The following is a 19,392-nucleotide window of genomic DNA, read 5'->3' on the forward strand; positions in this document are numbered from 1 at the left end:
CGAGAAAGCCCTGTTTCTCCACAAGCTCCTAAACGCAATTTTTAAATGATTTTTAAACATGATATGGTTATTGGGTTATTGGGTTATTGGGTTATTGGGTTATTGGGTTATTGGGTTGAATTATTCCTTAAGGTAATGTTTACTATTTTCTGGCTTTATATTCAATTATGTGAACTGCCTACTCGCTCCGCAAACTTTTCACCGGGTTGGCCAATGCTGCTTTAACCGATTGAAAGCTGATGGTAATAAAGGCTAACAGAATAGCCAGCAATGTGGCCAATGCAAATACCCACCATTGTATAGTAATACGGTAAGCAAAGCTCTGCAGCCAGTTGTTCATTAACCACCACGCTATTGGGAAAGCTATTACAGAAGCCAGCAAAACCAGCTTGACAAAATCCATAGATAGCAGCAACACAATACCACCCACGCTCGAACCTAATACTTTACGGATGCCAATTTCTTTAGTGCGTTGAAGCACGATCATGATAGATATAGCAAGCAGGCCGATACAAGAAATAACGATAGCAATTACAGCCCCGCTCACAAATATTCCAGACAGGCGACGCTCATTTAAATACTGACGCTCGGTATTTTCGTTAATCCAGGAGCCTTCAAATTCGGTGTTTGGGTATTGGCGATTCCAGCTCTTTTTGATGGCATCGTAAGAAGCAACCAGGTTACCCGGCTTTACTTTCACAAAAATATAGTTGATCTCGTAGTGCTTATCCATCGTAAGCGTTAAGGGTGCAATATCTTCATGCAACGAACGGAAGTTGTAATCCTTAACGATGCCTACCACCTGTACTTTGGCCACTGAATCGTACATTGGCACGAAGGAACCTAATACATTTTTAGTACCCAATTGCCTGGCCATGGTTTCGTTAATAATTACTGCCGTACTATCGCCCGCAAAGTCGGGGTTAAACTCCCTGCCTTCAAGTAATTTAATGTCAAGCGTCTTCAGGTAGTCATAGTCTACCCGCTGTATATGCGTACGAATTTCCTTATCACCAAAATTGAAGCCCAGTATAGACGAACGTGATGAGCCATCGTTACCCCGGCCCATATTCATGTAAGCACCGGTGACCGACGCTACTTCCGCATGGTTTTTCAGTTCGTTGCGCATCAACTTTAAAGCTTTTTCTCCAATCAGGCCACCACTTACCGGTATACTGAGTACCTCAGTTTTGTTGTACCCCAGCGGCTTATTTTGCAAATAGTTAATCTGCTGCCAAGTAATTATGGTGCAGATGATCAATAAGGTTGAGAGTGAAAACTGAACAACCAGTAAGGTATTGCGTAGCTTTCCGGGTTTAGTACTAGCCGTATTACCTTTGAGTACCGCTACGGTTTTGTAGCGCACCATCATTAAAGCCGGATAAAAGCCCGCTATGGCAGTAACCAGCAAGAAAAGTATAATTATACCGAAAAGCGTAACCGGGTCTAATAGCATTGAAAGGCTGATGCGGCTTTTAAAAATGGCTTTGAATTGGTTAATTAATGCCATACAGAGCAACAAGCCTACTACCATCGAAGCCAGGCAAACCATAATGGTCTCAATCCAAAATTGAATCAGCAACTGCCCTTTACTTGCACCCAATGTTTTACGCACGCCAACCTCACGCGATCGGGTAAAGCCACGGGCCACCGAAAGGTTGATAAAGTTTATACAGGCTATAATGAGAATGAAGCAACCTATAACTATAAGGCTTACAGGGTAGGTTTTGTTTACCGGGTTACCTTCTACGCCGCCCAGGTTCGTAGCAAAGTGGTTGTTTGAAAACGGAGCAATGTCTAACCAAAATATATCGCCCTTTTCGTTGGGTTTGGCACCGTCTTTTTTTAATATTTCTATAGATGGTGCAAAGTGCTTCTTTACAAACGGAGTAAGCTGGCTGGTAAAGGATGCGGGGTCATAACCGTTGTTGAACTCAATCATGGCAATATGGGTACGGTTTTCCCAGGCATTTATATTAGCTGCATAATTTGGGTAATGCTCAAAGCGTACCAACAAATCGAATTCAATACTCGAGTGGCGCGAAATATCTTCTAAAATTCCGGAGACGATGAATGGCTGCTGTACATTATTGATGTTCAACAAAACGGTTTTGTTGAGCGCAGGCTCTTCACCAAATAAAGCTTTTGCCGTGGCCTGTGTTATCACTACATTATTTAATCCAGAAAGAACGTTATTTTTGTTTCCCTCAATAAGTGGAAATGTGAACATCTTCAAGAAGTCTTCATCCACAAAGTGAAGGTTTTCATCCAGTTCTTTATTACCATACTTAATGAGTGCACCTGCATCAGCACTACGCGTCATATACTTTACCGCCGGATACTCTGCCTTCAATGCCGGGGTTAACGGTTCGGGTACCGACGACGTTACTTCTGCGCCTTCGGCTCGGTTAGATACGGTGTATATTTGATAGATATTATCAAGCTTAGTATGAAATCTATCGTAGGTAAATTCATAAAAAACGGTGAGAAAAATGAGCGTACAGCAGGCAATGGCAACGGCCAAACCCACAAGGTTCAAGAGGTTAAATACCCGGCCTTTCCAAAGGTTGCGCCAAGCTGTTTTAATGTAGTTTTTTAACATAGCGCTGTGTTTTATTTAGATGGTACCGGGCCTATACCTAACGAATCGGTTACGCGACGAACAATTGCACCTTTTTGCGGCTTTGACAAGCCTTTTACTTTAAAATTCCGGTTATAATTTATAGGCTCGTTATTTATTGTTCCGGTAATGGTGATGGCCAAAGTGTCATTATGTTCCTTCACACTTGAATGTACCGAGCTGGTAACTGATCTTGAACTTGAGTTTGCCGCGGGTGCAGGTGGAACTGAGGGATTGTTGTGCCTGTTCATGCCTAACGAATCGGTGTTTCGGTTCAACATAGCGTCTTTTTTCTGCTTATTCATACCGGCAACATTAAATTGCCTGTGATACTGAATGTTTTTACCACCAGATGTGCCGCTAATGTTAACGGTTAGTGTTTTGCCATCATCATCTATATCCTGATGAAGCGATTGTTTGGTTTTATGCTGCGCCATTGCTACTAAGCTGCAGGATGACAATAATAAGGTTGCTATAAATTTCATGTGGTTTTGTTTTAAGAATACCTACACTAATCAAAGCGCAGGTATTGTTGCTTAAGAATTGTGATAAGAGTTAAAGGTTATAAATACTTATTGATAGATTTCTAATTAAACGTTGCTTATATACGGCTGTATTGAGAATGGTTGAATTCTTTACGGCTGCATAAACAGTTTTTATTTAAAAACTACATCATTATATTTTCGACAACCGTATGGCCATCTAACAGGCGGATGATTCGGTGGCTATAACGGGCATCATGTTCGGAGTGGGTAACCATGATGATGGTAGTTCCCTGCTCGTTCAGGTCGGTAAGCAATTCCATTACCTCGTTACCGTTGCTGCTATCGAGGTTACCGGTAGGCTCATCAGCCAAAATCAACTTAGGCTTGTTAACTACGGCGCGGGCAATGGCAACACGCTGTTGCTGACCACCCGATAATTGCTGCGGGTAGTGGTTGCGGCGATGCATGATCTGCATTTTAGAAAGTACTTCTTCTACCCGCTCTTTGCGCTCTGTTGCACTTACGCCGGTGTAAATAAGCGGAAGTTCCACATTTTCGAATACGGTAAGTTCATCTATTAGGTTGAAACTTTGGAAAACGAAACCTATGTTATGCTTACGCAGATCGGCACGTTTACGTTCATTAAATTGCGCCACCTCAATATCATTGAATAAGTAGCTGCCACCATCCGGATCGTCAAGCAAACCCAAAATGTTCAGCAATGTAGATTTACCACAGCCTGATGGCCCCATAATGGCTACAAATTCGCCCCTATTTATTTCGATGTTAAGCTTATTTAACGCCACCGTTTCTACTTCTTCGGTGCGATAAAATTTTTCAAGGTTAGTTATTTTTATCATATGGCCTCCTACCCGCAAGGGCTTGTATTATTGACGTCCCCAACCCCTCCAAAGGAGGGGCTCTGAAAGCTTGTGAATATTTAGTTATATTTTATCTAATTTATCTTTAATTCTCCTCCCCTTTGGGGAGGCCGGGAGGGTTGTTCTATTTCAGCACCAACTCCTGCATATCATTATAATTTTCGTAACTTGAAGTTATCACGCGGTCGCCTGGTTTTAGGCCCTGCATCACCTCGTAGTAATCAGGATTTTGTCTACCTAATTGAATATCTATCTTGTAAGCAGTCTTACCATCCTCGCTCAGCTTAAATATCCAGTTGCCACCGGTTTGCTGGTAAAAGCCGCCTTTAGGTACTAACACGGCCTGAGTTTCATCACTCAAGGCCAGGCGTATTTGCAGGCTTTGCCCTTTGCGCAGGTCTTTAGGCACGGCGCCCGCAAACTGCATATCTACTTGGAAACGGCCGTTACTTACTTGTGTAAATACCTTTTTAATTTTGAGCTTGTAAGTTTTATCGCCAAGGGTAAATTCGCCCATTTGTCCGTTAAACACCCGCGTAATGTAGTGCTCATCCACATCAACCCTTACTTTGAAACCCGACAGCACATCCAGCTGGCCCAGGCGGCCGCCTTTTTGTTTGCTCTGCCCTATCTCTGCATCTAATGAAGTCAATTGGCCATCTACCGGAGCCCTTACAATCAAATCGCCCACTTTTTTGCGCATGAGTTCTAATGTAGATTTCATATGTGCATAAGATTCTTTTGACTGTTGCGTTTGCTGGTTCATAGCGGTAGAATCCTGATTCAGTATTTGTGTAGTTAAACGTTTACGTCGCATGGCATACTGGTAGTCGTTCTCCGATTTCTGGAATTCCTGCAAACCAATGGCTTTTTGCTCATAAAGGCGTTTGTTAAGTTTGTAAACGCGATCTGCTTCTTTAAGGCTGCTTTCTACCTCGGCCATTTGGTTGAGTTTGCTAATGGTATTTTGCCGGGCATTATCGTGCGATATCTGCATTTGCGTTAGCACGTTAAATACGGCGGTTTCTTCGTTAGCCAAGCTAAGCTCCAGATCGGTATTGGCCAGCTTTAGGATAGGCTCGCCGGCTTTCATAGTGGCACCGTCTTCTACAAAAAGCTTTTCAACCCGCCCGCCTTCCACAGCATCTAAGTAAATAGTAGTAATAGGCATTACAATACCGTTCAAGGGTATAATTTCCTGGAATGACCCTTTGGTTACGTTACTTACCGTAATGCGCTCAGCATCCACATTAAGCTTGCTCTTGCCCGATGTTAGTATAATGCTGCCTGCAATGAGCGCTACCAATACGACAATGCCTGCAATGGTCATTACCCGTTTGCTGTTCCACGCTTTTTTTTCTATTACTCTGTCCACTTAAATTGATATATGTTTACAGGTAATATATAAACCTTGTGCCATATTGCAATTATCTGATAATCAACAATATAAATAACAACTTTTAGATTCAACGTGCGCTTGTGTTACAACAACTGTACGGTAACGATACACTGTACTAAATGTTAATAAATAGAAGCCGGTTGATTAGCAATAAGTTATATTTTTGGATAATCAATTGCCTGTTTCAGGATAATTGAAGCATATAGCCTGCTTACTATGGCCATATGAAAAGATTCAACCTGCATATATACTCATGATACTAAAAAAAGCAACAGTAATGGTTGTTGATGATGATACAGATGTACTCACGGCGGTGAAGCTTTTGCTGAAACCCGAAGTACAGGAAATCATTACCGAGAAAAACCCCGAGAACATCAATTCGCTACTTACCCGTAACCAGGTAGACCTGGTATTGCTCGACATGAACTTTAACAGCACCATGAACACCGGTAACGAAGGTATTTACTGGCTGCGTAAGATAAAGGAGTGGAAACCTAATGTTTGCGTAATCATGATTACCGCTTATGGCCACATAGATTTGGCCGTACGCTCGCTCAAAGAGGGTGCAAACGACTTTGTGGTAAAGCCCTGGCACAACGAACGGCTGATTGAAACGCTGAAAGATCTTTTAGATAAACAGGAAGGCCCAAAAAAGCCAAAAATATCTGTTAAAGGATCGGCAGGAACCAGTACCGCCATTTTGGGCGAAGCAGAGGCCATGCAGGATATTTTTCATAAAGTGAACAAAATTGCCCCCACCGATGCCAATATTTTATTGCTGGGCGAAAACGGTACAGGTAAAGATTTAATGGCCAAAGCCATTCATGAGCGGTCGTTACGTGCCAATAAGCCTTTTGTTAAGGTAGATGTAGGTGCCTTGACTGATACCCTTTTTGAAAGCGAGCTCTTTGGGCATAAAAAAGGCGCTTACACAGATGCGCGCGAAGACCGCACCGGCCGTTTTGAAGAAGCCGAGGGAGGTACACTGTTCCTGGACGAAATTGGTAATATTACCCTTCAACAACAAGCTAAGTTGCTAACGGTATTGCAAAACCGACAGGTTACCCGGCTGGGTACCAACAAGGCGGTTGATATTAACATCAGGCTGATATGCGCTACCAACATACCACTACAAGAACTGGCCAATGAAAATAAGTTCAGGAAAGATTTAATCTACCGTATTAACACGGTTGAGATCACCATGCCGCCGCTGCGCCGCCGGGTGCAAGATGTACCTTTGCTGGCCCGTCATTTTGCCAAAATTTATGCAGCCAAGTACTTAAAACCATCGGTTGATTTTAGTAATGCGGCTTTGCAAAAACTACAGCAATATAGTTTCCCCGGTAATGTTCGGGAGTTGCAATACACCATAGAACGTGCCGTAATTATGGCCGATGATGCGCTTTTGCAGCCTGATGACCTGATTTTTTCATCACTCGAAAACAGCATTCCCGAAACGTTGGAATCAGCAGATAATGTGCCTTTAAGCATGATGGAAAAGAATGCTATTTTAAGAGTTATTGAAAAGCACGGCGGCAATATAACCCGCGCTGCCAAAGAACTGGGTCTTACCCGTACTGCCTTATATCGCCGACTCAACAAGTATGATATTTAGAACCTACAAGTGGCAGCTTTTGCTGCGTGTATTTATTTTGTTTGGTTTGCTTTGCGTTGCGGCTTATGGGCTTACCAATCGAAATATTATCTATAGCGTTATTTCAGCTCCATTTGTTATATACATGATATATAGCATCATATCGCAATACAATAAAGTTCAAAAAGAGGTTCAGGAATTTGCAGAGGCTGTGCAGTATCGTGATTTTTCGCGCCATTATGCTATACAAAGCGCACCTGCTAATGTACAGATTTTACGTAAAGGTTTTAATGACATTAACACCACCTTTAAAACCATCAACCGCGAACGCGAAACTCAATATCATTACCTGCAAAAGATATTAGAACTGGTAGGCACGGGCATCCTTTCATATGACCAAGAAACAGGCGACACAGGTTGGGTAAACGAATCCTTCAAAAACCTGTTAAACATTCCTTATTTAAAGAGTATTCACTCCCTGGCCAAACGTGATGAAGAGCTTTACCGGGAAATCATCGCACTAAAATCGGGCGATAGTAAGGTGGTCACCTTCGTGCAGCAGCAACAAAAAGTAAAACTTCAATTGATGGCAAGCGTACTACGAAGCGAAGACAAGGTTTACAAACTGGTAGCCCTGCAAAACGTAAGTGATGCTATGGACGAATCGGAATCTAACGCCTGGTCGAAGTTATTGAACGTGATGACGCATGAGATCATGAACTCCGTTGCACCTATCTCCTCACTGGCCGATACATTGAAAAACCGTATTAAAACTTTGGATATAGCTGCCGGTAACGGGTTGGAAGATTTGGAACTGGGCATGGAAACCATTAAGCGCCGTAGCGAGGGCCTATTAAAGTTCACCGAAAGCTACCGAAGCTTGAACAAGATTACCCGGTTAGAACTGCAAAAGGTTTCGGTATATGATTTATTTGAGAACCTGAATACCCTGATGTTGCCTACCCTGGAGAAAAAGAATATTGAACTCGATATTATTCTTCGGGAAATAAACCTGACTATCGAAGTAGATGTAAACCTGTTAGAGCAGGTATTAATTAATCTACTGGTAAACGCTATTGAAGCTGTAAAAGAAATGCCAGAGCCCATGATCACACTTTCGGCCGAGGTGCAAGCCAATCAAAAAACGGTATTGAAGGTAAGCGATAATGGTGTGGGCATGTCGCCCGAGTTAATGGAAAAGATCTTCATCCCATTTTTTAGCACCCGTAAAACGGGCAGCGGTATTGGCTTAAGCTTATGCAAGCAAATTATGCTAATGCATAAAGGGAACATACAGGTGCAGAGCACCGAAGGTAAAGGCACTGTTTTTATCCTGCAGGTTAATTAATTTTGCATGATGAACATTCTAGCCATATGTGGCAGCCTCCGCCCCGAGTCATCTAATATGACTATACTGAAAGCCGTACCACAGTGGTTACCCACAAAAATTCAGTATCACATCTACGACCATATTGGTAAGTTACCCCATTTCGATCCTACGTTAAATCATGAAGACACCCCCACAGAGGTTAACCGCTTCCGCCAATTGGTTGCTGATGCCGATGGTATCATTATTTGTTCACCCGAGTATGCCTTTGGTATTCCAGGCTCGTTAAAAAATGCTTTGGACTGGACGGTATCATCAGGAGAATTTAACGATAAACCAGTAGCGGTAATCACGGCATCATCATCCGGTGAAAAAGCGCATGAAGCATTGCTTACAGTGGTGAATGTTATTACTGGACATGTGCCTGCATCGTCTGCTTTGCTTATCCCTTACATTCGTACTAAGGTGGCTAACGGAACTATTACTGACGAAGAAACAATAGTAAAATTGCAAGCTGTAATAGTATCATTATTACACCATATGGCTGCATAACTGCCAATTTGACAAGTAGCACAAGTTTGGAACAAGCCTTGTTATATGCGGTTAGCAACTTAACATTAATCCATTTAAAAATTTAATTATATGCAAGAAAAAGGAACGATTTCGATTCATACCGAAAACATTTTCCCCATCATTAAGAAATTTTTATACTCTGATAACGAGATATTTTTGCGCGAACTGGTGTCTAACGCTGTTGATGCCACCCAGAAAATTAAACGTTTAGCATCTTTAGGCCAGTACAACGGCGAGGTTGGCGAACCGTTGGTGGAAGTATCTTTCGACGAAACTGCCAAAACCATCACCATATCCGACAACGGTTTGGGTATGACCGCCGACGAGATCAAAAAATACATTAACCAGATAGCCTTTTCGGGTGCTACGGAGTTCATGGAAAAATTTAAGGAGGCCAATGATGCTAATGAGATCATCGGTCGCTTTGGTTTAGGATTCTACTCTGCCTTTATGGTAGCCGATCAGGTAGAAATTCAAACCCTTTCTTACCAGGATGGCGCTGAGCCTGCCCGCTGGATTTGCGATGGCAGCACCGAATTTGAAATTAGCGAAGGTAGCCGCACCACTCGTGGTACTGATATTATACTGCATGTAAATGCAGAATCGGAAGAGTTTTTAGATAAGAGCCGCTTACAGCAGATACTGGATAAATATGCTAAGTTTTTACCGGTACCAATTAAGTTTGGCGAACGTACCGATAGCGTACCCGATGGCGAAGATGAAGAAGGCAAGCCTAAGTACATGGACGTACAGAGCGATAACATCATCAATGAAACCAACCCTATCTGGACCAAGGCTCCCTCTGAATTAAAAGATGAAGATTACCTGAGCTTTTATAAAGAATTATATCCATTCTCTGAAGATCCTTTATTCTGGATCCACCTGAATGTTGATTATCCGTTTAACCTTACCGGTGTATTGTACTTCCCTAAGGTGAAGAACGATTTCGATTTTCAACGTAATAAGATCAAATTATTCTCTCGCCAGGTATTTATTACCGATGAAGTAAAAGACATTGTTCCTGAATTTTTAATGTTATTGCACGGTGTGATCGACTCGCCGGATATTCCGTTGAACGTATCGCGTAGCTTTTTACAAGCCGATAGCAATGTTAAAAAGATCAATACCTACATTACCCGTAAGGTAGCCGACAAGCTTAACGACCTATTTAAAGCCGACCGTAAAGCTTACGAAGAAAAATGGAATGACATAGGTCTGTTTGTTAAATATGGTTACGTAAGCGACGAAAAGTTTAGCGAGAAGGCTAAAGACTTTGTGCTTTTAACTAATACTGCTAAAGAAACTTTTACCCTAAACGAGTATAAGGAAAAAGTAGAGCCTGTACAAACTGATAAAGACGGACAGTTGGTTTATATATATACCAACGACCCCGACAAACAGGATACATTCATTCAGTCTGCAGGTAAAAAAGGTTACGATGTGTTGTTGATGAACTCTCCTATTGACAATCACTTTGTAAGCCACTTGGAGCAAAAGTTGGAAAAAACTTCCCTTAAGCGTGTAGATGCCGATGTAGCGGATAAACTCATTAAGAAAGACGATGCTCCCGCTACCGTTTTAACCGATGAACAAGTTACCCAGGTAAAGGCCGTATTTGAGAAAGCCATTACCAAGCCAAATTACAAAGTCGAGCTGGAAAGCTTAAACCCGGAAGAACTGCCGGTAACTGTAACCATGGACGAGTTTATGCGCCGCATGAAAGATATGGCAGCCATGGGCGGCGGCGGAGGTATGGGTTTTTATGGTAACTTCCCTGATAGCTACAAGGTAGTTGTTAACGGTAACCACAAACTCATTACCCGTATATTAGAAACAGGCGATGAAGCCACGCAGTCTCAATTGGCCAAGCAAGCCTTTGATTTAGCCCTGCTTTCGCAAGGTTTATTGACTGGTGCTGAGTTGACTGAATTTGTGAACCGCAGCGTTAATTTGATTTAAGATATCATAGTAAAGTTAAGATAAATTTTATCTCAGCATTGAAAGCCGTTGTTAAACCAACGGCTTTTTTTGTGTCTAATAGTTTAACTGTTTTTCCAAACAAACTTTATATACTATTGCTTATTACTAAGCACGTTAAGTGTTTTTCTTAAATTGTATCCATGAAAAATATCAAGAATCTTATACTAATTACCGTTATTTTGGCTGGAAGCATTTTTAGTGCAGCAGCTCAAGACACCACAAGGAAAACTACCCGCGAAGAGCGAAGAGAAATTAAAGCAGCCGATGTTAAAAAGCTGATCAATAATAAGCGCTTTGTGTTTAAAGCTCAGTATGCAAATCCGTTAGGCGGCGGCTTTACCTCGTTGAACGGACGAATGATCAACATATCGCCGGATGGTACAGGCCACATATATTTGAATTATAATTATGACGTTAAAATACGACCAGACTCTGTTATAGCCTACTTACCCTATTACGGTCGCACAACTTTTGACGCTAACTACGGCAATACTACCGACAACGGCGTAATGTTCACTTCCACTAAATTCGGTTATACTTTTAAAGCCGGTAAGAAAGGCAGCACTGTTATTACGATAACGCCTACTGACGCTAAATACAACCGTAAGATGATCTTAGAAATACAAGAAAGTGGTATAGCTCAACTACAAATGATAATTACCAACCGCAATGCGATCTCGTATGACGGATACATTGAGGAGAAGTAATTGTGTATTATTATTAAAGCTGGTACGTTTATCTTTTTTAAAGCATTAGTCGCTTAACTAAACCTTAGACAGGCTGACATTATATAAAGATATTTAATCAATTGTCAGTCAGAGCCCGTCGAAGACTTAGCCACATAATAGTTTTCGACATGCTTAAATTAAAGGGTAACGCAATTATGAGTATGTCCTACTAACCTTGATGCCGCTTTATCTTAATATTTATAAGCTTTGTCGTAGGCGTATTACTCTTTTCTGCAACACTACCAATAGGAAACAATACGTTAGTTTCGGGATAGTAAGTAGCGGTACAGCGTTCAGGAATATTGTAAGGTACCACCAAGTATAGATGCGCCTTACGCTCCTGCCCTTCAAAATTAGAATATAAATCAACCTTATCGCCAGCTTTAAATCCTGCTTTCTCTACGTCTACCGGGTTCATGAAAATTACACGCCGTTCATTATGAATACCACGGTAACGGTCTTCTAACCCATAAATAGTCGTATTAAACTGATCATGGCTACGAATACTGGTCATCATATATTCATCTTCGGCCAGTTGATGTTTGGGTAATTGAGTTATCGTAAACTGTACTTTACCGGGTGTTTCATCAGTTTCAAAAACACCTGTGCGCGGCGCGTTAGGCAAATAAAAGCCGCCCGGCTTACGCACACGTACATTATAATCATCAAAGCCGGGTATCACATCCTCGATAATATCTCGTATATGGTCATAGTTTGACGAATACATATCCCAGTCAACAACCGATCTGTCGCCCAAAACAGCTTTAGCCATTTTACAAACTATTAAAGGTTCGCTCATCATCTGGTCAGATACCGGCGGCAACATTCCTTTCGATTGCTGTATCACGCCCATAGAATTTTCGCAGCTTACAAATTGCTGTACACCATTGATCATGTCTTTATCACTGCGGGCAAGCGTAGGCAATATTAGCGCTTCTTCACCATGTATTAAGTGACTGCGGTTTAGCTTAGTAGATACATGCACCGAAAGTTTCAGTTTACGCATAGCTTCGGCTGTATAAACCGTGTCCGGTGTAGCAGAAAGAAAGTTTCCGCCCATGGCAAAAAACACTTTTAGCTTTTCTTCTTGCATGGCCCTTATGCTGTCTACCACATCGTAGCCGTGTTCGCGAGGCGGTTCAAAACCAAATACTTCCTTCAGTTTATCGAGTTGTTTTTCATAGGGCTTGTCATAAATCAACATGGTACGGTTACCCTGTACATTACTATGCCCTCTTATCGGGCATAAACCGGCACCGGGTTTTCCAATGCTTCCTTTAAGCAAAACTAAATTGACAATTTCTTTAATGGTGGCTACACCGTTGGTATGTTGTGTAATACCCATAGCCCAACATATGATAATGCGGTTTTTGTGCTTTAAAATTTCTGCTGCCTGCTGAATTTGAGATAGCGGTATACCCGCAGCATTGGCTAAATCCTGCACATTGTGTTTTTGCAGTTCATCAACAAACTGATCATAAAAAACAGTGTTGTTGTTGATGAACTCATGGTCGAAAACTTTTTCCGGCGTTTCTTTCTCTGCTTCTAACAACAGCAATTCTATGGCTTTAAGCAACGCCATGTCGCCATTGATTTTAACCTGTAGGTATAGATCGGCTAAAGCAGTACTCAAGCCCATCACACCTTTAGCACTCTGCGGGTTCTTGAAAGCTATTAATCCAGCTTCTTTCAGCGGATTAATAGCGATGATCTGCGTACCATTTTGTTTGGCTTTTTCCAGTGCTGTCATCATACGCGGATGATTTGTGCCTGGGTTTTGCCCCATGATGATGATGACATCCGTATCATAAAAATCATTCAGGGTAACGGTACCCTTGCCTATCCCAATGGCTTCGGCCAGCGCCACGCTCGTAGATTCGTGGCACATGTTAGAGCAATCGGGCATATTATTGGTACCATACTCGCGCACAAATAACTGGTATAGAAACGACGCTTCATTACTGGTGCGGCCCGAAGTATAAAAAGCGGCCTCATTGGGTGAGCTTAAACCGTTCAGATGCTCGGCTATCTTCTTAAATGCGCCATCCCAGCTTATAGGTTGATAATGTGTCCCGCCTTTGGGCAAGTAAACAGGCTCAGCTAAACGGCCATGCTTGCCAATTTCCATATCGGTTTGCTTAGCAAGGTCGGCCACAGAATTTTTTGCAAAGAATTCGGAGGTTACTTTTTTCAGCGTCGCCTCTTCGGCCAAAGCCTTAGCCCCGTTCTCGCAATATTCTGCCACCGGCGAACGGTCGTCATCCGGATCGGGCCATGCACAGCTGGAGCAATCGAACCCTGTCTTTTGATTCATCCGGAACAAGGCTTTAAAGCCTCTTGTACCCGACTCCTCAAAAATATCGGCCATGGCGGCGCCCACGGCAGGCATACCTGCTGCCCATTTTTTGGGTTCGGTAACCTTCAGGTCAAGCAGTCCTTCAGGGTTTTCGGCGCTGGGCAGTTCGGTACGGTCGCTCATGATCTTTTATCGGCTAATGGATTGGGGTAATTATCGCTCTGGTCCTCGTCTACGTTCTCTAAACAAGTAAAATCTTTTTCTATAAGTATATGCAAGGGGCCATCGTGCACTTCCATCCCTACTTTTTCGGTGCCTGTCCACTCATCGGCTATTGACTCGGGTACCAGCACGGTAATGAGATTAGTATGCAGGGTAGCCCTAAAATCCGGCTCGGCGGTACATTGAAGAAGATAAACTAAAGACTCCTCTCCTATGGTAACCTTCTCCTTAAAAACGCCTTCATGAGCAAATTGCTCTACTTCACTCCGGGTTAAGCGGTAACGCAACGAATTTTCTCTCAAACGTAATTTCATAAACTATAATGCAGTTTTAATGCGGTGAGCCGCGGTATATATATTAAACCGCTGCTGGCGCAAAAAGCCAACCAGCGTTATATTAAAGTCTTGTGCCAACTGCACAGCCAAACTTGATGGCGCGCCAATAGCAGCTATAATGCTAATACCTGCCATAGCCGCTTTTTGTACCAACTCAAAGCTTATACGCCCGCTTAACAGCAATACCTTATCAGCAATGGGCAGCCATTTTTTATTGAGTGAAGCGCCTATCAGTTTATCAAGCGCATTATGGCGGCCTACATCTTCGCGTAGTTCAAGCAGCTGGCCATCTGAAGTAAATAAAGCAGAGGCGTGCAAACCACCGGTGCTGTCAAATACTTCCTGATGATGGCGGAGAGTGTAAGGCAATTGGTATAAAGTATCGGCTTCTATACTGAACTCATGAGCACTCGTGCCAGCATAAGCACTCACGGTGCGTATGGCACTTATAGACGATTTACCACAAACGCCGCAACTGGAGGTAGTGTAAAAGTTACGGTCGGCTTTACCTAAACTAGGAACCACGTACGGTTGTAGCTCAATACTAATAACGTTCTCACGGTTTTCAGCACAGGCAATAAACGCGTGTTGAGCAGTCAAAACATCTTCCTGATTTTTGATAATGCCTTCGGTAAACAAAAAACCAACAGCTAATTCGGCATCGTGGCCTGGTGTACGCATGGTTACCGCCACATTTTGTGTTTGCCGGTTATGCACCGGGCCGTAGGTCAACCGTATCTCCAAAGGCTCTTCTGTTGCTACTGCATCGTCTGCACAAGCATCGTCTACACCTTGAGTAACTTTAGTAATAGGAACGGTATAACTGGCATCAATTAACATGTATAAATATACAAATCAGCAACCATGTTTGTTCTGTGGCAACACACTACTTACAAATCAATTACACACCCTAATGGAGTGGGTTTACAGCACACCTTTAAGTACTGTCCAAACGTTGCTAGCCACAATTTTCGCTCCCTCTTCTGTCGGGTGAATACCATCGGCCTGGTTAAGTTTGGCAATACCACCTACTTTGTCTAACAGAAAAGGAACCAATGTCATATTATTTTTTGCTGCCAATTTGGGAAATATAGCCTTGAAGTTGTTAACGTACGTGGCACCCATACTGGGCGGTATTTGCATACCGGTTATCACCAGTTTGGCATCGGGGTATTTTGCCTTTACTTTATTGATGATGGCTTGCAGATTCTTAGTCGTTTCGCTTACCGGGATGCCACGCAGACCATCGTTAGCACCAAGCTCCAAAACAAATACATCAACTTTTTGCTTCAGCACCCAATCAATACGGCCTAATCCCCCGGCACTGGTTTCGCCGCTGTTACCGGCGTTTACCACTTTGTAGGGTAAGTTAGCGGCTTTTATCTTTTCCTGAACTACGCTTGGGTAAGAATTGCTCGCAGGATCATCCAAACCATAACCGGCAGTTAGGCTGTCACCAAAAAACAAAACCGTTTTGGTAGGCTTTGGCTTGGTCTCGCCTGAGCCACCATCTGCAGAAGTATCAACTTTATCTTTCTGCTCTTTACTTTCGCAAGCGGTAAAGCTTAGTAAGCCGCTTAAAAGTAAAAAGGCAGCTATTTTATATTTTATCATTACTTAATTTATCATTTACGTATCCGAACGCAAAACTTCCAGCGGCGGACGGTTAAGTACGCCACGGCTGTTCAGCAATCCTATTATAATGGTTAACGCAGCCGTTAGTCCAAACAGTATCAGCGCCGGTATATAATTAACCTGGAAAGGTATTTCAAAATTATATTTAGCCAGCAACCAAGCTCCACCTACTGCAATTAAAATACCGGTCAAAGCGGAGAGCGAACCCAAAAACAGATATTCTAATGCCGTAATGACTAAAATTTGTTTGCGGCTACCTCCCAGTGTACGCAGCAAAACACTTTCTTTAATACGCTGATATTTACTAATGCGTACCGATGCTATTAATACAATAATACCTGTGGCAATGCTAAAACCGCTCATAAAGCGAATTACATAACCTATCTTATCCAGTATTTGATCTAATATGGTAAGCACCAATCCTAAATCAACAATAGAAACGTTGGGATATTGCTTCACAATGGCTTGCTGATATTTAGAGGATGCCTCGCCCGAGGGTACATGAGTTAGCAATACATGAAATTGCGGAGCTTCTTCTAATACGCCGGTTGGAAACACCACCTGGAAATTAGTTTGCACCTTATTCCAGTTTACCTTGCGCAGGCTGGCTACATAGGTGTTCATAGGCGTGCCTTGTACGTTAAACACCAGTTTATCTTTCAACTTAATATCTAAGCGGCGGGCCATGCGTTCGTCTACCGATACAGGTATAGCAGCACCTTCTTCTGCCTTGCCTATCCACTTACCTTCGGCAATTTTTTCTGATGAGGTTAGGTAGTCGCGGTAAGTAACCCGGTATTCGTAACCAAATGCTTTGCGCAGGTTATCGGCAGTACTGTCTTTGGGTAAGGTAGCAGCTGTTTTATTGTTAATTTGATCAAGTTTAATGGTTACGATGGGTACCTGCTGTATCACCGGCATTTTATATTTCTTGGTGATATCCAGCACGCCTTTTTCCTGTGCAGTTTGTATATCGAACAAGATCATATTAGGCTGGTTGCCGCTGGCCGATAATGTTACCTGCTTGATAAGCATAGATTGCATGAAAATAAGCAAACAAATAAAAGCCGTACTTAAGCCAATAGATACCATTAATATAACCGTTTGATTATTGGGCCTGTATAAATTGGCGAAACCCTGCCTCACCAAATAACTCCATGATGCTTTCATCAGCAGTTTAATAAGCCACATCAGCACTAACGCCATCAGCGTAAGGATGAGAAACGCAACCAGGATGGCTACGGAGAATGCAATACTCGCCTTCCAGTCGTTCAGTTGCAGATAGCTGAAGCCAAGCATAAAGCCTAAAATGAGCAGGTATACCAACCAACGCAAAGGATCGCGGCCTAAGCTGACGTTCTCAAAGGCTGACCTGAGTGTATTTAGTGGCGATATATTCCGGATGCTGATGAGCGGCAGCATGGCAAACAATACAGAAATAATGATACCCAATACCACACCCTGCCCAAGTGCCAGCCATGAAACAGATGACGTAACCGAGAACGGTAGAAAATCTTTCAGCACCATAGGCAGCAGCTGTTGTACTAAAGTACCCAAGGCCGCCCCAATAACGGAGCCAATCAATCCGATGCCTGCAATTTGTATGAGGAAAATTAAAAATGCTTCGGAGGCTTTTACACCAAGGCAACGCAAAACGGCAATAGAAGCCACCTTTTCGCGCACGTAAATTTGCGTGGCACTGGCCACGCCAATGCAGCCCAACAGTAAGGCAATAAAACCAACTAACGATAAAAAACGGTTTAAATCGCTGAAAGCACGCCCGGTATTTTGTTTACGGGTTTCAATGGTTTCGTAATGGAGGCTACTTTTATCCAACTGTGCATCAAGCTTCTCTGCCAGTTTATCTACATCTGTACTTTTATCAAATTTGTAATAGAAATTGTAGTTGATACGGCTGCCTTTGTCTACCAGTCCTGTTTTTTCCAGGTACTGCATGGGGATGTAAACCACTGGCGCTATACCTGCCGAAAGACCGGTTTGGCCTGGCGCCTGGTTAAGCGTACCAGCTATTAAGAAGGTTAAGTTTCCAATTTTAATAGAGTCGTTTAGCCGGGCTTTGTATTGCTGCATCAAGGCGGCATCTACTATGGCATATTGCCCTGTGCGGAAACTTTTTGATGCGCTGACCGGCGTGGTTTCAATGTTACCATAGTAAGGAAAGTTTCCTTGCAAGGCACGTATTTGCACCAGCCGGGTATCGCCGCTCTTATTAAAAAGCACCATTGAAGCAAAGTTCCGCTCCTGCGAGTGCTCGGTTCCCAAACTGTCTAACATCGGCTGCAAATTTTTATCTGCAGGCTTGTTGCCCGAAATTACCAGGTCGGCACCTACGAGGGTTGCCGCCTGTGAGTTGATATCCTCACGTAAATTATAGCCAAAAGAATAGATGGCTACCAGTGCCGCAATGCCTAATATAATGGATGATACAAAGAGAAACAACCGCGAACGGTTGCGGCGGCTATCGCGCCAGGCCATTTTGAAGAGCCAGCTCCATTGTACCGACCTTTTCAGGTTAGGCGTGTTGTTGTATTCGGTACTCATTGGGCAATAGCAGTTTTTTCGTCGGCTACTAATTTGCCGCCTTTAATTCTTAATATGCGTTGTGTTTTACCTGCCAGCTCCAAATCGTGGGTAACCAAAATTAAGGTAGTACCGGCATCTTTATTAAGGTCGAATAGTAGCTTTTGTACTTTCTCACCGGTTTCGGCATCCAGGTTACCGGTAGGTTCATCGGCAAATAATATCTTGGGCGCGTTGGAGAATGCCCGGGCAATAGAAACCCGCTGCTGCTCCCCTCCCGATAGTTGTGTTGGGTAATGATGCCCCCTGCTGGCCAGCCCTACTTTATCAAGCAGATCTAAAGCCCGTGCACGGATATTTTTCTCGCCCCGTAATTCGAGCGGAACCATCACATTTTCCAGTGCCGTTAACGTAGGCAATAACTGGAAGTTTTGAAATATAAAGCCCACAAACTGGTTGCGCACCTGTGCGCGTTTGTCTTCACTCAAATTATTGAGATTGACACCGTTTAACACAACGCTGCCTAACGTTGCCCTGTCGAGACCGGCACAAAGGCCAAGCAAGGTTGTTTTGCCGCTGCCCGATGGGCCTACTATGGCATTAGCCGAGCCGGTTTCTATATTGAAATTAATATCGTCGAGCACTGAAAGTGTTTTGCCTGCACTTTTATACGTTTTGCTCAGGTTGGTTATATCGAGTATGGTTTCCACTAAAATTATTTTGGTTTTACTTTATAGACTTATGTAGCCCGGATAAGTTACAACTTTTAGCCCTGT

At 42.9% G+C, this 19,392-nt stretch carries 15 protein-coding genes; 5 read left to right on the forward strand and 10 right to left on the reverse strand.

Annotation, left to right across the window (positions count from 1 at the left end):
- Window positions 1–178: 178 nt before the first annotated feature.
- The 4 genes from IEV61_RS13365 to IEV61_RS13380 form a co-directional block, all read right to left on the reverse strand.
- Entirely contained in the window at window positions 179–2,602 is a 2,424-nt protein-coding gene (locus IEV61_RS13365; protein WP_188417474.1) for an ABC transporter permease, read from the reverse strand.
- Between the two features lie 11 nt (window positions 2,603–2,613).
- Complete coding sequence (locus tag IEV61_RS13370; RefSeq protein ID WP_188417476.1) at window positions 2,614–3,105, reverse strand: hypothetical protein; 492 nt, start codon at window positions 3,103–3,105, stop codon at window positions 2,614–2,616.
- A 182-nt stretch (window positions 3,106–3,287) separates the two neighbouring features.
- Entirely contained in the window at window positions 3,288–3,965 is a 678-nt protein-coding gene (locus IEV61_RS13375) for an ABC transporter ATP-binding protein (protein ID WP_188417478.1), read from the reverse strand.
- A gap of 145 nt (window positions 3,966–4,110) precedes the next feature.
- On the reverse strand, window positions 4,111–5,361 hold the full coding sequence (locus IEV61_RS13380; RefSeq protein ID WP_188417480.1) for an efflux RND transporter periplasmic adaptor subunit: 1,251 nt from the start codon (window positions 5,359–5,361) through the stop codon (window positions 4,111–4,113).
- Between the two features lie 277 nt (window positions 5,362–5,638).
- On the opposite strand from IEV61_RS13380, the gene IEV61_RS13385 reads away from it, so the two are divergent.
- The 5 genes from IEV61_RS13385 (at window position 5,639) to IEV61_RS13405 (ending at window position 11,566) form a co-directional block, all read left to right on the forward strand.
- Entirely contained in the window at window positions 5,639–7,000 is a 1,362-nt protein-coding gene (locus IEV61_RS13385; protein WP_188417482.1) for a sigma-54-dependent transcriptional regulator, read from the forward strand.
- A gap of 124 nt (window positions 7,001–7,124) precedes the next feature.
- Entirely contained in the window at window positions 7,125–8,327 is a 1,203-nt protein-coding gene (locus tag IEV61_RS13390) for a sensor histidine kinase (protein WP_229747136.1), read from the forward strand.
- 6 nt (window positions 8,328–8,333) lie between these two features.
- Complete coding sequence (locus tag IEV61_RS13395) at window positions 8,334–8,858, forward strand: NADPH-dependent FMN reductase (RefSeq protein ID WP_188417486.1); 525 nt, start codon at window positions 8,334–8,336, stop codon at window positions 8,856–8,858.
- A gap of 90 nt (window positions 8,859–8,948) precedes the next feature.
- Entirely contained in the window at window positions 8,949–10,838 is a 1,890-nt protein-coding gene (htpG, locus tag IEV61_RS13400; protein WP_188417488.1) for a molecular chaperone HtpG, read from the forward strand.
- A gap of 161 nt (window positions 10,839–10,999) precedes the next feature.
- Entirely contained in the window at window positions 11,000–11,566 is a 567-nt protein-coding gene (locus IEV61_RS13405) for a DUF4251 domain-containing protein (protein WP_188417490.1), read from the forward strand.
- Between the two features lie 190 nt (window positions 11,567–11,756).
- Here IEV61_RS13405 and IEV61_RS13410 read toward each other — a convergent pair whose 3' ends face one another.
- From IEV61_RS13410 to IEV61_RS13435, 6 genes are all read right to left on the reverse strand, one after another.
- A complete protein-coding gene (locus IEV61_RS13410) occupies window positions 11,757–14,066 on the reverse strand; it encodes an FdhF/YdeP family oxidoreductase (protein ID WP_188417492.1) in 2,310 nt (769 codons plus the stop codon).
- Window positions 14,063–14,419 carry a DUF7009 family protein gene (locus IEV61_RS13415; protein WP_188417494.1) on the reverse strand — a complete coding sequence of 119 codons (357 nt, stop codon included), beginning with the start codon at window positions 14,417–14,419 and terminating at the stop codon, window positions 14,063–14,065. Before IEV61_RS13415 ends, IEV61_RS13410 begins: the two co-directional genes overlap by 4 nt.
- A gap of 3 nt (window positions 14,420–14,422) precedes the next feature.
- Window positions 14,423–15,280, reverse strand: a complete 858-nt coding sequence (gene fdhD / locus IEV61_RS13420) for a formate dehydrogenase accessory sulfurtransferase FdhD (protein WP_188417496.1) — start codon at window positions 15,278–15,280, stop codon at window positions 14,423–14,425.
- 84 nt (window positions 15,281–15,364) lie between these two features.
- Window positions 15,365–16,054 carry an arylesterase gene (locus IEV61_RS13425; protein WP_188417498.1) on the reverse strand — a complete coding sequence of 230 codons (690 nt, stop codon included), beginning with the start codon at window positions 16,052–16,054 and terminating at the stop codon, window positions 15,365–15,367.
- Between the two features lie 15 nt (window positions 16,055–16,069).
- Window positions 16,070–18,637 (reverse strand): ABC transporter permease, encoded by a 2,568-nt coding sequence (locus IEV61_RS13430; RefSeq protein WP_229747137.1) that lies wholly within the window; start codon window positions 18,635–18,637, stop codon window positions 16,070–16,072.
- A complete protein-coding gene (locus tag IEV61_RS13435; protein ID WP_188417500.1) occupies window positions 18,634–19,326 on the reverse strand; it encodes an ABC transporter ATP-binding protein in 693 nt (230 codons plus the stop codon). Before IEV61_RS13435 ends, IEV61_RS13430 begins: the two co-directional genes overlap by 4 nt.
- Between the last annotated feature and the right edge of the window lie 66 nt (window positions 19,327–19,392).

This window comes from Mucilaginibacter galii (assembly GCF_014635825.1).
Taxonomy (GTDB): Bacteria; Bacteroidota; Bacteroidia; order Sphingobacteriales; family Sphingobacteriaceae; genus Mucilaginibacter; species Mucilaginibacter galii.

Bases quoted from the DNA above. Each gene is read 5' to 3' on its own strand.
- IEV61_RS13390 (WP_229747136.1), top strand. From the start codon at position 7,125: ATGATATATAGCATCATATCGCAATACAATAAAGTTCAAAAAGAGGTT.
- IEV61_RS13395 (WP_188417486.1), top strand. From the start codon at position 8,334: ATGATGAACATTCTAGCCATATGTGGCAGCCTCCGCCCCGAGTCATCT.
- IEV61_RS13415 (WP_188417494.1), bottom strand. From the start codon at position 14,419: ATGAAATTACGTTTGAGAGAAAATTCGTTGCGTTACCGCTTAACCCGG.
- IEV61_RS13385 (WP_188417482.1), top strand. From the start codon at position 5,639: ATGATACTAAAAAAAGCAACAGTAATGGTTGTTGATGATGATACAGAT.
- IEV61_RS13430 (WP_229747137.1), bottom strand. From the start codon at position 18,637: ATGAGTACCGAATACAACAACACGCCTAACCTGAAAAGGTCGGTACAA.
- IEV61_RS13365 (WP_188417474.1), bottom strand. From the start codon at position 2,602: ATGTTAAAAAACTACATTAAAACAGCTTGGCGCAACCTTTGGAAAGGC.
- htpG (WP_188417488.1), top strand. From the start codon at position 8,949: ATGCAAGAAAAAGGAACGATTTCGATTCATACCGAAAACATTTTCCCC.
- IEV61_RS13410 (WP_188417492.1), bottom strand. From the start codon at position 14,066: ATGAGCGACCGTACCGAACTGCCCAGCGCCGAAAACCCTGAAGGACTG.
- fdhD (WP_188417496.1), bottom strand. From the start codon at position 15,280: ATGTTAATTGATGCCAGTTATACCGTTCCTATTACTAAAGTTACTCAA.
- IEV61_RS13405 (WP_188417490.1), top strand. From the start codon at position 11,000: ATGAAAAATATCAAGAATCTTATACTAATTACCGTTATTTTGGCTGGA.
- IEV61_RS13425 (WP_188417498.1), bottom strand. From the start codon at position 16,054: ATGATAAAATATAAAATAGCTGCCTTTTTACTTTTAAGCGGCTTACTA.
- IEV61_RS13375 (WP_188417478.1), bottom strand. From the start codon at position 3,965: ATGATAAAAATAACTAACCTTGAAAAATTTTATCGCACCGAAGAAGTA.
- IEV61_RS13370 (WP_188417476.1), bottom strand. From the start codon at position 3,105: ATGAAATTTATAGCAACCTTATTATTGTCATCCTGCAGCTTAGTAGCA.